Origin of the sequence: Actinomadura luzonensis, assembly GCF_022664455.2 — a bacterium.
Taxonomy (GTDB): Bacteria; Actinomycetota; Actinomycetes; order Streptosporangiales; family Streptosporangiaceae; genus Nonomuraea; species Nonomuraea luzonensis.
Window position 1 is genome coordinate 5197142 of record NZ_JAKRKC020000001.1, and the last position, 14348, is coordinate 5211489.

The following is a 14348-nucleotide window of genomic DNA, read 5'->3' on the forward strand; positions in this document are numbered from 1 at the left end:
CCTTGACCAAGGTATCCGAAAGAATGGACCGATCTACTTAAATCCTGAAGTAAATCGCCTGCCTGGGACATCGAGATCGCACAGCCCGGACCAGGGCCGGAACGGCCCGGACCGCCGATTTTGGGACGATCCGGGCCACCGACCGCGTCATCGCAGGTCAGACCGGGCGGTCAAGTGGTGGGAGCGCTCCCGAAATCTTCGGGTGATCGCCCCCGAAACCCCTGTTTCGGCGCTCCGTAATGGGACTGTGCGGGGCCGTCGTCGTACCCGGGGAACATCGGCGGCAGCTCCTCCGGCGTGAGCGCCGTCGGCCCGAACAGCCAGTCCACGTACGTGTAGTCGTAGACGTCGCGCCCGCGCAGCACGGCGTCGCGCCACTCCCGCTCCTCCCCGTCGTGGTGCCACAGCCGGCCCCAGGCGCGCGCCGTCGTCTGCACCCGGCGGCAGTGCACCGGGCGGACGGCGTCGTAGGCCGCCAGGGCGGCGTCCCAGTCCACGCCCGCCGCCGAGGTCCGCCGGGCGACGTGCTCGGCCAGCACGTACGCGTCCTCGACGGCCATGACCGCGCCCTGCGCGAGGTACTGCAGCGGCGGGTGCGCGGCGTCCCCGGTGAGGGCGACCCGGCCGCGCACCCAGGTGTCGATCGGCTCCCGGTCGAACATGCGCCACCAGCGGTCCCGCCACATCAGCGGCAGGGCGGCCCGGACCCGCTCGCCGGTGGCCGCGAACGCCGCGTCCAGCTCGTCCGGGGTGCCCCAGTCGGCCTCGCCGGCCAGCGCCTTCGGCGACTCGAAGACGGCGACCTGGTTGAACATCTCGCCGTGCCGCAGCGGGTACTGCACGAAGTGGCAGCGCGGGCCGACGTGCACCACCACGTCCTTGGGCTGCACGTCGAGGTGGGCGACCTGGGCGAACGGCACCGCCCCCCGGTAGGCGACGTACGCGGAGCTGACCGGCTCGTCGTCGCTCAGCAGCCGGCGGGCCACCGAGTGCAGCCCGTCGGCGGCCACGACGACCGCGCCCGCCTCGCGCCCGCCCGCGTGGATCGCGGCCGCGCCCTCGCCGGTCTGCTCGTACCCGGTGACCGTGACGTCGTCGACCAGGTCCACGCCGGCCCGGCGGCACGCGCGCAGCAGCGCGCCGTGCAGGTCGCTGCGGTGGATCACCAGGTACGGGAAGCCGTAGCGCCGCTCCACGTCCCGCAGGTCGAGCCGGGTCAGGACGTCCCCGCCGAGCGCGTCGCGCATGACGATCGCCTCGGGCCGGACGCCGAGCGACGTGACCTCCTCCAGCAGGCCCCACCGGTGGAGGATGCGCGTGCAGTTGGGCGCGATCTGCAGGCCGGCGCCCACCTCGCCGAAGCGGTGGGCCCGTTCCAGCACCCGGACCCGCAGGCCCTTGAGCGTGAGCGCCAGGGCGTTGGCGAGCCCGCCGATGCCGCCGCCCACCACGACGACGTCCGCGTCGCGGACCTGTCCCGCCATTTCCGTTCCCTTCTCGTCGAACCGTCAGAGCCAGCGGGGCAGGTCGGGGGGCGGCGTGCCGCCCTCGCCGGTGACGCCGTCGCGGCCGCGGCCGGAGAGGTAGGCGGCCAGGCCGGCGAGCGTGCCGCGCACCACGACGGGCTCGCCGGACCCGCCGACCGCCCACGCGCCGCCGCCCCCTGCGGCTTCGAGGGTGAGGGCCGGGCCGGGGGCGGCGGCGCGCCTGCCGGCGATGTCGGTGATCAGCGCGGCCAGGAAGCCCGCCGGCAGGGCGCCGAACTCCACCCCGGCCCCCAGGTCCACGGCGTGCACCATGACCTCGCGGGCGCGCATCCAGGGGATCTCCTCGGCGGTCACCGTGCGGCCCTGCGCGGTGCGGACGGGTGCCGTCCACTGCCGCTCGTCCAGCTCGGCCAGCCGCTCGTCCAGGACGCGGGCGGAGCGCCCGGCCCAGGCGCGCAGCTCGGCCGCGGGCCTGGCCGCGCCCGCCTCGATGTCGGCGTCGCGCTGCTCGGGCGAGGCGTACATGGGCCGCTCCTCGCCGGTGCGCGCCCAGTGGACCAGGTTGGCGAGCGCGTCGGCGTTGGCGGCCACGTGCGCCAGCAGGTGCCGGCCGGTCCAGCCGGGCAGCCGCGCCGGCCCGTCCAGCCGGTCGTCCGGCAGCGCGGCGAGGGCGTCGAAGAGGATCACCGTGCCCTCGGCGGTCCAGCGCAGGGCGTCGGCCCGGGTGCGGCCCCCGGGCGGCGCGGGCGGCGTCGCCATCACGCGGCCCGCTCGGCGACGGCCTTGACCTCCGAGCGGCCGAGGCCGGTGATCTCGGTGGCCAGCACGCTGCCGTCGGCGAGGTAGCGGGCGGGCTCGCGCGCGTGGCCCACCCCGCCAGGGGTGCCGGTGGCGATGACGTCGCCGGGGTTCAGGGTGAGGATCGTGGAGACGTAGCGGACCAGGTCCACCGGGTCGAACACGAGGTCGGCGGTGTCGGCCCGCTGCACGAGCTCGCCGTCCACCCAGGCGCTGAGGGTGAGGGACGGGCGGACGCCGCCGGCCAGCTCGGCCTCCCAGTCCACCTGGCCGGACTCCGGGGGGGAGCCGGATCTCGTCGTACGCGCCGACCAGCGCCTCGGGTACTTGGCGAACAACGTCGGGTGCCGCGGCAGCTCCCGGCCCATCTCCAGGATGTGGGTCCGGTAGTTCAGCCCGACGCAGACGATCTTGCCGGGCCGGGGCACGACGGGCGCGTACCCGGCGTGGCCGGTGACCGGCTCGGCGGCGCGGGCGGCCCGCTCGGGCCAGTCCGGCCGGGCCAGCAGCTCGCCGACGTCGGCGGCGCCCAGGTCGAGGAGCGTGTCGCCCGCGACGCGCACGGCCCGGGTGGCGCCGCCGGCGGTGCGGACGGTGGCGAGCCTCATGCGGTGGGCCTTTCCACGCCGGTGCGGTCGAGCCGCAGCGCCTCGAAGATGGGGCTGTCGCTGAACCGGAAGAGGTCGAGCGCGCCGGAGTCGGAGTCGGACGCCGACGCCTCGGACCGGGCCGAGAACGGCGTCCAGGACGGCACCGCGAACAGGTCGCCCCGCGTGACCGACCACGAGACGTCGCCCACGGTGACCCGCCCGCTGCCGTCGAAGACCTGGTACACCGAGGAGCCGGTCTCCCGCACGGGCGCGGTCTCGGCGCCCGCGCGCACGCGGTGCATCTCGACCCGGATGGTCGGCAGCACGTCGCCGCCGGTGGTGGGATTGGTGTAGCGGACGGCGGCGTGGCCCGGTCCGGCCGTGCCGGGGTGGCCCTCGGCCTCCAGCGCGAGCTGGTCGGCCAGCGCGCGGTCGGTGTCGGCCCACCGGTAGGCCAGCAGCGGGGTGGCGGGCAGCGCGCCGGGGACGGCGACCGGGCGCAGGCCGGGATGCCCCCACAGCCGCTCGGAGCGGGAGCGTTCCGGCGTGGCGCGCTCGGCGTCGCTGACGCGGTCGCGGCCGAACTCGAAGAACTGGGACTCGGTGACGTACTGGAACGGGATGTCCAGGCCGTCGATCCAGGCCATCGGCCGGTCGGCCGCGTTGTGGTGGGCGTGCCAGTTCCAGCCGGCCTGGGGCAGGAAGTCGCCGCGGCGCATCGGCACCGGGTCGCCGCCGACGACCGTCCAGACGCCCTCGCCCTCGACGACGAAGCGGAAGGCGTGCTGGGTGTGGCGGTGCTCGGGGGCGTCCTCGCCGGGCATCAGGTACTGGATCGCCGCCCAGAGCGTCGGCGTGGCGAACGGGCGGCCGCCGAGCCCCGGGTTGGCGAGCGCGATCGCCCGCCGCTCCCCTCCCCTGCCGACCGGCACCAGGCGGCCGGAGCGGGCCGCCAGCTCGACCAGGCGGTCCCAGCGCCACAGGTGCGGCACGGCCTTGGACCTGGGGTGCGGCGGCATCAGGTCGCCGATCTCGGTCCACAGCGGGATCAGCAGCTCCTTCTCGAAGCCGCGGTAGAGCTCCTCCAGCGCCGCCGACGGGGCCGGCTGGTCCGGCGAGTCGACCGCGGTGAGGCGAACCGGCGAGCTCGCGATCTCGGTCATGTCCACTCCTCGCTTCTCCTGCGCGGGTCACGACGCGGCGGCCGGCCGCGGCTCCTGCGGGTCTCCAGCTTGTAGGGTGAGGAGCGCAGAAGAATAGGAGATTCTGCTGTGAAGAATCCCCCCAACTACCTGATCCGCAGCGTCGATCACGCGCTGCAGCTCGCGGTCATGTTGCAGGTCGAGGGCCCGTGCGGCGTGGGCGAGGCGGCGCGGCGGCTCGGGGTGGCGCCCTCCACGGCGCACCGGCTGCTGGCGATGCTCGTCCACCGCGACTTCGCGGTCCGGCGCGAGGACCACCGCTACGCCGCGGGCCCGGTGCTGTCGCTCGGCGGCAGCTCGCAGTCGCGCACCGCGCTGCTGCGCGCGGTCGCGATGCCGCACCTCGCGGCCCTGGTCGAACGGGTCAAGGAGAGCGCGAACCTGCAGATACTCTCCGGCGACCACGTGCGCTTCATCGGCTCGGTCGAGTGCACGCAGGCGCTGCGGGTCGGCAACCGCGAGGGCATGGTGTTCCCCGCGCACCTGGCCTCGGGCGGCAAGGTCCTGCTCGCCGACCTGCCGCAGGAGCGGCTGGACGCGCTGTACGGCGCGGAGAAGTGGGCCGGCCGCCTGGACCAGCGGCCCAACCTGGCGGCGCTCCGCCGCGAGCTGCGCAACGTCCGCGAGCGGGGCTTCGCGATCAACGCCGGCCGGACCGAGTCGGGCGTCACCGCCGTCGGCCGGGCGGTGCGCGGCCCGGACGGGCCGGCCCAGGCGGCGCTGTCGGTCTCGATGCCCTCCAGCCGGTTCTCCCGCGACCGGCTCCCGGAGCTGGTCGGCGCGCTGTCGATGACGGCCCGCGACATCGAGCGGGAGATGCGGGCCGACGGCGTCCCGTCCGCCTGACCCGGTGCGGGCCTCGCCAGCACCGGGTCAGGCGGACAGTCAGCGGCGCAGCGCGACCAGCTCGCCCTTGCCGACGTTGATCGTGCTGACGGCGAGCCGGGGCTCGGCCAGGAGCAGCTCGCGCAGCGGCGCGATCTCCTCCGGGTGCGACAGGGCGTTGTCGGCGACGAGCACGCCGCCCTGCCGCAGCACCCGGAACGGGTGCGGCCACCAGGCCGGGTACTCGGGCCGTTCGGCGTCGAGGAAGAGCAGGTCGACCGAGCCGTCGGGCAGGGCGGCGAGCGCCGCGCCCCCGTCGGCCGCGCGGAACTCCACCTGCCCGGCCAGGCCCGCCCCCGCCACGCTGCGCCGGGCGTGCTCCTGCGCGCCCGCGTCGAGGTCGAGGCTGAGGACGTGCCCGCCGGTCGCGCGGGCCGCGTCCGCCAGCCACAACGTCGACACGCCGCGGGAGGTGCCGACCTCCACGATCGTCCGCGCCCCGACGCTCTGCGCCAGGAACCACAGGAACTCCCCGGCGTCGGGCTCCAGGACCCGCCACCGGTCGAGCCGGTCGGCCTGGCCGGCGTCGTGCCGGGCGGCGGCCTCGTTGAGGTCCTTGATCGTCTCGCGCACCGTAGCGTCCACGTCCAGCAGTTTGCCGCATGGGCGCCCGGTCCGCGAAGATCACCCGTCCCGGCACGAGTCGGACGGCCGAGCCCGCCGGTCAGTCCAGCCTGGCCTCCCGGCCGTGGACGATGAGCGCGTACAGGACGAGCACGTCGATCGCGATCACGGCGAGCGACCACCAGGGGTTGACGGCGATCCAGGTGAGCTGCGTGAGCGCGTTCAGCATCACCAGGACGACGCCGGCCACCCTGGCCCAGGTCTGCCCGGCGGTGACCGCGACGCCGGTGGCGAGGACGAGCACGCCGAGGACGAGGTGGAGCCAGCCCCAGCCGGTGACGTCGAGGAGCAGGAGCCGGTTGGGCGCCTGCACGTAGACGCGGTTGGCGAAGACGGCCGCCAGGCCGGTGATGATGTTGAACAGGCCGGCGAGCACCATCATCATGCCGCCGAACCAGATCCAGCCCACCCAGCCGGTCACCTCGCGCGTGTGGTGGTGGTAGGTCATCGAGAGCCCTCCCTTGTTCTCTCCCTCACACCCCATCACCGGACAGAACGCCCATCAAGCGACATTTCGCCAGATGTGGGCATGGGCTGGCCGAAGCTTGCCCGCCTCGTTGCCTTCCACGGGAACGACCGGGCGGACTTCGACGACGCCGACCGCGGCCTCGAGTACCTGTAGCCCACCCTCGACACGCCCTCCGCCTCACCGGGCAACGCCTGCTGACCCTCCTCACCGGCGCCCCCGCCCTGGCCGGGCCGGCCTCAGGGCCGCCCGCGGCGCTACGGCGTCACGGGCTGATCAGCGCGACGTCGGGGGCGAGCCGCGGGAACCGTTCGAGCACGAGCGGGTCGTGGCCGGCGACCACCAGCTCCGGGCCGCCGGCCAGCTCCCTGATGCGGTCGAAGGCGGCGTACGTGCCGGGCATGCTGTGCAGGATGGGGAAGGGGCGGTCGCCCTCGAGGTTCTCGTAGAAGTGGGCGGCGTCGGAGGCCAGCACGACGGGGCCGCGCGCGGTCTCGGCCCGCACCACCTGCATGCCGGCGGTGTGGCCGCCGACCAGGTGCACGCCGAGGCCGGGCACCACGTCGGCGTCGCCGTCCACGACCCGCAGCCGCCCGTCCTCGCGGGCCTCGCGGAGGAAGGCGAGGTCGTCGTCGTTCAGCAGCCACCGCTCGCGGGCGATGCGCTCGGCCCAGGGGCCGCTCCAGTAGTCCAGCTCGGCCCGCTGCACGACGTAGCGGGCGCGCGGGAAGTCGCGGGCGGTGCCGGTGTGGTCGTAGTGCAGGTGGGTCAGCACGACGTGGTCCACCCGCTCGGCGGCGACGCCGGCCGCGGCCAGGGCCTCGACCGGCGAGCAGCGGTAGTCCAGGCCCTCGGCGCGGGCCGCGCGCTCCGGCGCGATGCCGGTGTCGATCACGACGGTGTGCTCGGCGGAGACGGCGGCCCACACGTAGTAGGAGGTGGGGTGGGGGGCGTCGCCGCCGGGCTCGTAGCCGTGGAAGTGCTCGCCGCGCCGGGCCTCGCGCCGCGCGTAGCGGACGGCGAGCACGCGGAAGCCGCTCACCCGCCCACCCGCGCCATGTCCCTGCGGCCGAGCTCGGCCGTCGGCACCCGGTAGGTCTCGCGGGCGGTGGCGACGGCGGCCACGTTGACCAGGCACACCGCCGCGGTGATGATCGAGACGCCGAGCCAGCTCTCCGGCCCGGTCCCGGCCACGGCGGTGGCGACGGTCGGCGCGAAGCCGGCGATGGCGAAGCCGACCTGGGTGCCGATCGCCATGCCGGACAGGCGGACCCGGGTGGTGAACATCTCGCCGTAGAACGACGGCCACACGGCGCTGGTGGCGCTGTGCACGACGCCGAACATCACGATGCCCAGGATGAAGATCAGCGCGTAGCTGCCGACCGAGATCGACCACAGGTAGCCGAACATCAGCACCGCGCAGCCGAGCGAGCCGCCGACGAACACCGGCTTGCGGCCCACCCGGTCCGACAGCCTGCCCCACAGCGGGATGGAGATCACCGCGGCGACGTTGGCCAGCACGCCGACCCAGAGCATCGGCGAGCGCTCCAGGCCCATCGTGTTGACCGCGTACGACAGGGCGTGCACGGTGAAGATCGTGCTGACCGAGGCGATGACCGCGGCGACGACCACGCGCAGCACGTCCCGCCAGTGCTCGCGGAAGAGCACGGCGAGGGGCATCCTGGCGACGGTGTTGGTGGCGACCTCCCGCTCGAAGGCGGGCGTCTCCTCCAGCGTGCGCCGGATGACCAGGCCCACCACGGCCACCACGACGCTGGCCCAGAACGGCACCCGCCAGCCCCAGCTCAGCAGCTGCTCCTCGGGCAGCGCGGCGATCGGCAGGAAGACGGCGGTGGCGATGATCTGCCCGGCCTGGGTGCCGTTGAGGGTGAAGCTCGTGTAGTAGGCGCGGCGGTCCTCGGGGGCGTGCTCCAGCGTCATGGAGTTGGCGCCGGCCTGCTCGCCGGAGACGGAGAAGCCCTGCATGAGGCGGAGCAGCACGAGCAGGACGGGCGCCGCGACGCCCACCTGGTCGTAGGTGGGCAGGCAGCCGACCAGGAACGTGGAGCCGCCCATCATCACCAGGGTGGCGACCAGCACCTTCTTGCGGCCGAACTTGTCGCCGACGTGCCCGAGCACGAGGGCGCCCACCGGCCGGGCCAGGTATCCGACGCCGAAGGTGGCCAGCGCGAGCAGCGTTCCGGTGGCGGGCGAGGACGAGGGGAAGAAGATCTTGTTGAAGACCAGCGCGGCGGCGGTGCCGTAGATGAAGAAGTCGTAGTACTCCAACGCGCTGCCGATCCAGGCAGCAATGGCCGCTTTGCGAGGTTTGCCCTGCACCGTCACTTCAAGCTCCTCACGGTGGTCAAAGGGAGGTCGGTACGGTGACAGGAAACTAACTCACCGGTTCGTACATTACAAGGGTGTTGCCGATCGGTGACCTCCGCGCCGTGATCAGCGGCCCGCGCCCTGGCCGCGCAGGTAGGCGACCGTCATCTCCCCCACCATCCGGCGCAGCCGGTCGCGGTGCTCCGGCGCCGTCATGTCGCGCCCGAACAACGCCTCGAACGTGTGCTGGTTCGCCACCCGGAAGAAGCAGAACGAGCTGATGAGCATGTGCACGTCGATGGCGTCGGCCTCGGTGACGAAGTCGCCGCTCGCGGTGCCCGCGTCGAGGATGGCCTCGATGAGGTCGAGCACCGGCGTGCCGAGCCCGGCCAGCGCCTGCGACTTGCGGATGTGCTCGGCCTGGTGGATGTTCTCGATCGCGACCAGCTTGATGAACTCGCGGTGCTGGTCGTGGTGGTCGAAGGTCAGCTCGGCCAGCGTGCGGATGGCCTCGACCGGGGCCAGGTGCTGCACGTCGACCGTGCGCTCGACGGCCCTGACCTCGGCGTAGGCCTTCTCCAGCACGGCGATGTAGAGCCGCTCCTTGCTGCCGAAGTAGTAGTAGATCATGCGCTTGGTGGTGCGCATGCGGGCGGCGATCTCGTCGACCCGCGCCCCCGCGTAGCCGTGGCGGGCGAACTCCTGCTGGGCGACCTCCAGGATCTCCGCCCTGGTGCGCTCGGCGTCCCGCTGGCGATCGGGCGAAGGGGAGACGGTCACCCGCCCATCTTAGTGACCACCGGAACGGTGCCCGGAATGTTGCGCGGCCAGGCGGATCGGGGCGTTGCCGGCCCCGTAGCCGTCGTAGCCGCCGGTCCGCTGGACGAGCTCGAAGAAGACCCGGCCCACGGTGACGGTGTAGAGGTGCAGGAACTCGCCGCCGCGCGCGTCGCGGTCGTACAGCACGCCGAGCTCGCGGAGCTCGCGCAGCTCCGGGCCGAGGTCGTGGCGGGCCTCCAGGTCGTCGTAGTAGTTGGCCGGGATCGGCAGCAGCAGGCCGGGATGCTCGGCGCGCAGCCGGCGGGCCAGCGCCAGGACGTCGTCGCAGGCCAGCGCGACGTGCTGCCACGGGACGTCCCCGGAGCCGACCTGGGCGATGTTGACCACCATGCGCACCGCGCCGCCGGGGTCCGACATGGCCTTGCTGCGCAGCAGCCCGTACGGGTCGGGCAGCTCCAGGCTGCCCTGCGGGCGCAGCCCGAGCACGGTGCGGTAGAACAGCTCCGCCTCGTCGAAGTAGTGCCACGGCTGGGTGAGCGCCACGTGGTCGATGCCGGTCACCGCTCCCCCGGAGCGCCCGGCGGGCGGCGGGGGGAAGTCCGACAGCCAGGAGTCGTCGCAGAAGAAGATCTGGGTGCCGTCGGGCGCGGCGACCGCGTCCAGCCTGGCCTCCTCCGGCGCGCGCTCGCGCGGCAGCACCGGCGACAGCAGGGCCTCGGCGTGCTTGACCGCGCCCGCCGGGTCGGGGCCGTCCAGCCCGATCGCGGCCAGCGAGGGCTCGGCGCCGGTGGCGTTCAGCAGCAGCCGGGCCCCGCCCTGGGTCCACAGCTCGACGGGCTTGCGGGGATGGGCGCCGGCCCGGGTGAAGCCGAGCGCGCCCAGCACCTCGCCGAAGGCGCCGCCGTCGTCGGCCAGCTCGGCGAACGCGAAGCCGGTCGGGACGCAGGGATGCGTCGTGCCCGCCAGCTCGCCCTCCAGCGCGAGCAGCGAGCGCATGCCGTCGCGCGCGGTGCGGCCGGTGTCGGCCTGCCGGAAGTGGTCGTTGAACACCTCCAGCGACAGCGGCCCGGCGTAGCCGGCGTTCAGCGCGTGCCGGACCAGCCCGGCGACGTCGAAGGTGCCCTGGCCGGGGAAGCAGCGGTAGTGGCGGCTCCACTGGAGCACGTCCATGGCCAGCAGCGGCGCGTCGGCGAGCTGGAGGAAGAAGATCTTCTCGCCGGGGACGGCCTCGATGCCGATCGGGTCGGAGCCGCGCGAGAGGATGTGGAAGCTGTCCAGGCACAGGCCCAGGCCGGGGTGGTCGGCCAGGCGGACCAGGCGCCAGGCGTGCAGGTACTCGTCGACGTGCCGGCCCCAGGCCAGGGCCTCGTAGGCGATGCGGACGCCGTGCCCGGCGGCCCGCTCGGCGAGCAGCCGGAGCTGCGCGGCGGCCCGTTCGTCGTCGCCGATCGCCTCCGGCGAGACGTTCGAGCAGACCAGCAGCAGGTCCGTGCCGAGGCGTTCCATCAGCCGGAACTTGTGCTCGGCCCGGCGCAGGTTGCGCGCCAGCAGGTCGTCCGGCACCGCCTCGAAGTCGCGGAAGGGCTGGTAGAGGTCGATGGTGAGGCCCAGGTCGGCGGCGCGGGCGCGGATCTCCTCCGGCGGCAGCGGGCAGGCCAGCAGGTCGTTCTCGAACAGCTCCACGCCGTCGAAGCCGGCGGCGGCGATCGCCTCCAGCTTCTCGGCCAGCGTGCCGCTCACCGACACGGTGGCGATGGTCTTGCGCACCCTTCGCTCCTTTCAAACGCTTTCAGACGCTTTCAGACGGCGACGAGATCGGTCAGGTGGGCGAACATGCGCTCGGCGTCCGGCTCCCGCCCGGTGAACAGGCGGAAGGCGTGCACGGCCTGGAAGACCACCATGCCGCCGCCGTCCAGCGTCCGGCAGCCGGCGGCCCGCGCGTGCCGCAGCAGCTCGGTCTCCAGCGGCCGGTAGACGATGTCGGCCACCCACAGGCCCGGGTGCAGCAGCCCGGCCGGCAGCGGCAGGCCCGGATGGTGCGCCATGCCGGTCGGGGTCGCATGCACCAGGCCGTCGGCCCCGCCGGGGCCGCGGCCAGCAGCTCCGGCAGGCCGGCCGGCGCCGCGTGGCGGGCCCGCCCCGGCCCGAACCGGCCGGTCAGCTCGCCGGCCAGCGCCCGGGCCCGCGCGGGTTCGGCGTCCACCACCGTGACCAGGTCGGCGCCCATGGTGAGCAGCGCGTGCGCGACGGCCGCCCCCGCGCCGCCGGCGCCGAGCTGCACGACGTGGCGGGCGGGGGCGTCGGGCAGGCCGCGGGCGAAGGACTCGGCGAAGCCCGTCCAGTCGGTGTTGTGCCCGACGGCGCGGTCGCCGTCGAAGACCACGGTGTTGACCGCGCCGAGCATGCGGGCGTCCGGCGACAGCTCGTCCAGGTGCGGGATGACGCTCTGCTTGCAGGGGTGGGTGATGTTGAGCCCGTCGAAGCCGAAGCGGCGGGCGGTGCGGACCAGCTCGCCGACGTCCTGGCCGAGCCGGTCGGTGTCGAGCAGCCGGTAGACGTAGTGCAGGCCGTGGTGGACGGCCTCCTGCTCGTGCAGGGGCGGGCTCAGGGAGGGGCCGATGCCCGAGCCGATCAGCCCGATCAGGAACGAGCCCATCATTTCTCCCCTCGCCGCGGCCGGTACGACCCTAATGTACGTACTAGTGAGTTAGCTGGCTAGAGCGTAGCCTGCCCGGGGGCCCGGCGGGGCCCGGCGGGGCTCAGCGGGCCAGCACCCGGGACAGCGCCCGCCGCAGCTCCTCCACCGGCCGCGCGGACGGGCCGGCGGCGCGCCAGGCGACGAACCCGTCCGGCCGGACCAGGCTCACGCCGCCGCTCCCGATCCCGTACGCGTCGGGGAACCGCCGCTCGGCGTCGTGCACGTCCGCGCCCACGCGGCACGCCTCCACCGCGACGCCCAGCGCCGCCCCGGCCGCCCGCGCGGCCGCCGCCCAGTCGCCGCCGTCGGGGCCGGTCAGGACCGTGAACGCGCCGGTGAACAGGTCGATCGTGGACACCCGCGCCCCGGCCCGCTCCAGCCACACGTGCGGCGCGCGCAGCCCCGGCCGCCCGGAGGGCTTGCGCGGGTCCTCGACCGGCTCGGCCGGGTCGTCGCCCTCGGTCAGGACCGCCCCGGACGCGTACCGGTACCCGAAGATCATCGCCAGGTCGTCCACGGCGGCGAGGTCGTCGGCGGTGCCCTGGTGGCGGGCGGTCAGCAGCCGCATGGCCTGCTCCAGCGTGACCCGGGCGACCGGCCGGCGCTCGGCCTCGTAGCTGTCCAGCAGCGTCTCCCCCGCCTGGCCGCGCAGCACGGCGGCGAGCTTCCACGCCAGGTTGTGGGCGTCGGCGATGCCGGTGCCGGCACCGTAGGAGCCCGTCGGCGGGACGACGTGCGCCGCGTCGCCGGCCAGGAACACCCGGCCGGAGCGGTACCGGCGGGCCACCCAGCCGCCGAGCCTGACCTCCATCGGCCCCGCGTCGCCGCCCTCCCTGTGCGGCACCAGCGTGAGGTCGAGGTCGCCGAGGCCGACGGCGCGGCGGGCCAGCTCGGCGCGGCGCCGCCCGGTGAAGTCCGCGATGCCCTCGCCCCGCCGCGGGTCGAAGGGCACGCCGAGCATCCACCGCCCGTGCCGCCGCAGCGGCGCGAGGACCGTGCCGGGCGCCGGCTGGTCGAGGTAGGCCAGCAGGAACCTGCGCCCCCGCAGGGCGGGGCCGAGGTCGGCGTCGAACAGGAAGTGCGCGGCGTGGCCGAGGACGCCGGGGCCGTCGGCCTCGACGCCGAGCGCGTGGCGGACGGGCGAGCGGTTGCCGTCGGCGGCGACCAGCCAGCGCGCCCGCACGCCGTACTCGCGACCGGGCCCGCCGTCCGGCCCGCCGCCGGGTTCGCGGACGAGCGCCCGGACGCCGTCCGTCCCGGCCTCGAAGGAGACCAGCTCGGCGCCGAAGCGGATGTCCGCGCCGGCCCGTTCGGCGGCGGCGCGGACGACCACCTCCAGCTCGTCCTGGTCGACGAGCCCCCAGTCGGCCGGCCCGAGCCAGGCGGGCGGCCGGACGTGCGCGAGCATGTCGACGCGGAACCGCTCCTCCCCGGCCAGCGTGTCCGCGCCGATCATCTCCGGCAGGCCGGCCAGGATCGAGGTGCGCGCGCGGATCTCCGCCTCCAGGCCGAGCGCGCGGTAGATCTCCATCGTGCGCGGGTTGAACGCCCGCGCCTGCGGCATGATCGCCGTGGACGGGTGCCGTTCGACCAGGGTCGGGCGGACGCCGAGCCGCGCGAGGAACAGCGCCGCGGACAGCCCGGTGATCCCCCCGCCGACGATGAGCACGTCGGTGGCGTGGTCGTGCGATGCGGTGGTCATGTCATGCCTCCCTGTACGGGCCCGGTGCGGCCTCACCCACACAATCAACCCCCCTCTCCACTCTGTCAAGTAGATACTTGATTATGCTGATCGAGCACCTGACACAGTTGGTGACGGCTATGATCGGAAGGTGTCCACCTCGAAGCCGCGCCGCTCGCCCAAGCCGCAGGAGCGGCAGCGCGATCCCGAGCGCACGCGCAAGCTGATCCTCGACGCGGCCGAGGCCGAGTTCGCCGCCCACGGCTTCGCGGGCGCGCGCACCAGCGCGATCGCCGCCCAGGCCGGGGTCAACCAGCAGCTCATCTGGTACTACTTCGACGGCAAGCAGGGCCTCTACCAGGCGATCGCCGAGCGCTGGCGGCAGCGCGAGAGCGAGCTGATCGAGCCCGGCACGCCGCTGCCCGAGCAGGTCCGCCGCTACGCCCTGGAGGCGCTGCACAACCCCGCCGGCGTCCGGCTGCTGGCCTGGGGCGGCCTGGAGTACACCGGCCCCGCCGACGACCCCGACCAGGCGGCGCGGGCCGACCGGCTGCGGGGCTTCGCCGAGGCCGTCCGCGCCGCCCAGGAGGCGGGGCGGCTGCCGCGCGAGCTCGACCCGGGCTGCCTCACGGTCATGCTGATGGCCGCCACGATGGCGGCCACCACACTGCCGCACGTCATCGAGGGCGTGTGCGGGGCCGACGCCCGCTCCCCCGAGTTCGTCCGGCACTACGCCGACCAGGTCGCGCTCGTCGCGGAACTGCTGGGCCTGGAGCAGTAGCCGGACGATCCCGGCACGGCTGGGCAAC

14 protein-coding genes and 1 pseudogene are annotated in these 14348 nt (G+C 74.5%); 2 read left to right on the top strand and 13 right to left on the bottom strand.

Annotation, left to right across the window (positions count from 1 at the left end):
- Positions 1-170: 170 nt before the first annotated feature.
- The 4 genes from MF672_RS24765 to MF672_RS24780 are packed head-to-tail and all read right to left on the bottom strand — an operon-like array spanning position 171 to position 4044.
- Positions 171-1484, bottom strand: a complete 1314-nt coding sequence (locus tag MF672_RS24765; RefSeq protein WP_242380957.1) for an FAD-dependent monooxygenase — start codon at positions 1482-1484, stop codon at positions 171-173.
- 24 nt (positions 1485-1508) lie between these two features.
- Entirely contained in the window at positions 1509-2246 is a 738-nt protein-coding gene (locus MF672_RS24770; protein ID WP_242380962.1) for a maleylpyruvate isomerase family mycothiol-dependent enzyme, read from the bottom strand.
- Positions 2246-2893 (bottom strand): fumarylacetoacetate hydrolase family protein, encoded by a 648-nt coding sequence (locus MF672_RS24775; protein ID WP_242380956.1) that lies wholly within the window; start codon positions 2891-2893, stop codon positions 2246-2248. Before MF672_RS24775 ends, MF672_RS24770 begins: the two co-directional genes overlap by 1 nt.
- On the bottom strand, positions 2890-4044 hold the full coding sequence (locus tag MF672_RS24780) for a cupin domain-containing protein (RefSeq protein WP_407654739.1): 1155 nt from the start codon (positions 4042-4044) through the stop codon (positions 2890-2892). Before MF672_RS24780 ends, MF672_RS24775 begins: the two co-directional genes overlap by 4 nt.
- Positions 4045-4146: 102 nt before the next feature.
- Here MF672_RS24780 and MF672_RS24785 point away from each other — a divergent pair, with 102 nt between their 5' ends.
- On the top strand, positions 4147-4923 hold the full coding sequence (locus MF672_RS24785; RefSeq protein WP_242380954.1) for an IclR family transcriptional regulator: 777 nt from the start codon (positions 4147-4149) through the stop codon (positions 4921-4923).
- A 39-nt stretch (positions 4924-4962) separates the two neighbouring features.
- Here the strand turns inward: MF672_RS24785 and MF672_RS24790 are convergent, their stop codons facing one another.
- From MF672_RS24790 to MF672_RS24825, 9 genes and pseudogenes are all read right to left on the bottom strand, one after another.
- The gene (locus tag MF672_RS24790; protein WP_242380953.1) at positions 4963-5547 is read right to left on the bottom strand and encodes an O-methyltransferase; all 585 of its coding nucleotides are present in this window, start codon (positions 5545-5547) and stop codon (positions 4963-4965) included.
- 79 nt (positions 5548-5626) lie between these two features.
- Entirely contained in the window at positions 5627-6034 is a 408-nt protein-coding gene (locus tag MF672_RS24795; RefSeq protein WP_242380952.1) for a DUF7144 family membrane protein, read from the bottom strand.
- Between the two features lie 283 nt (positions 6035-6317).
- On the bottom strand, positions 6318-7094 hold the full coding sequence (locus tag MF672_RS24800) for an N-acyl homoserine lactonase family protein (RefSeq protein ID WP_242380951.1): 777 nt from the start codon (positions 7092-7094) through the stop codon (positions 6318-6320).
- The gene (locus tag MF672_RS24805; RefSeq protein WP_242380950.1) at positions 7091-8398 is read right to left on the bottom strand and encodes an MFS transporter; all 1308 of its coding nucleotides are present in this window, start codon (positions 8396-8398) and stop codon (positions 7091-7093) included. The genes MF672_RS24800 and MF672_RS24805 overlap by 4 nt, the downstream gene beginning before the upstream one ends.
- 108 nt (positions 8399-8506) lie before the next feature.
- Positions 8507-9160 (bottom strand): TetR/AcrR family transcriptional regulator, encoded by a 654-nt coding sequence (locus MF672_RS24810; RefSeq protein WP_242380949.1) that lies wholly within the window; start codon positions 9158-9160, stop codon positions 8507-8509.
- Between the two features lie 9 nt (positions 9161-9169).
- Entirely contained in the window at positions 9170-10927 is a 1758-nt protein-coding gene (locus MF672_RS24815; RefSeq protein ID WP_242380948.1) for a bifunctional sugar phosphate isomerase/epimerase/4-hydroxyphenylpyruvate dioxygenase family protein, read from the bottom strand.
- Between the two features lie 32 nt (positions 10928-10959).
- Positions 10960-11205, bottom strand: coding sequence for a hypothetical protein (locus MF672_RS51940; protein ID WP_328517124.1), 246 nt, complete (start codon positions 11203-11205; stop codon positions 10960-10962).
- Positions 11206-11312: 107 nt separating this feature from the next.
- A pseudogene (locus MF672_RS51945) lies at positions 11313-11819 on the bottom strand (shikimate dehydrogenase); the annotation flags it as partial.
- A 100-nt stretch (positions 11820-11919) separates the two neighbouring features.
- On the bottom strand, positions 11920-13560 hold the full coding sequence (locus tag MF672_RS24825) for an FAD-dependent oxidoreductase (RefSeq protein ID WP_242380946.1): 1641 nt from the start codon (positions 13558-13560) through the stop codon (positions 11920-11922).
- Between the two features lie 130 nt (positions 13561-13690).
- On the opposite strand from MF672_RS24825, the gene MF672_RS24830 reads away from it, so the two are divergent.
- Positions 13691-14320 carry a TetR/AcrR family transcriptional regulator gene (locus MF672_RS24830; protein ID WP_242380945.1) on the top strand — a complete coding sequence of 210 codons (630 nt, stop codon included), beginning with the start codon at positions 13691-13693 and terminating at the stop codon, positions 14318-14320.
- The last annotated feature ends 28 nt before the right edge of the window (positions 14321-14348 follow it).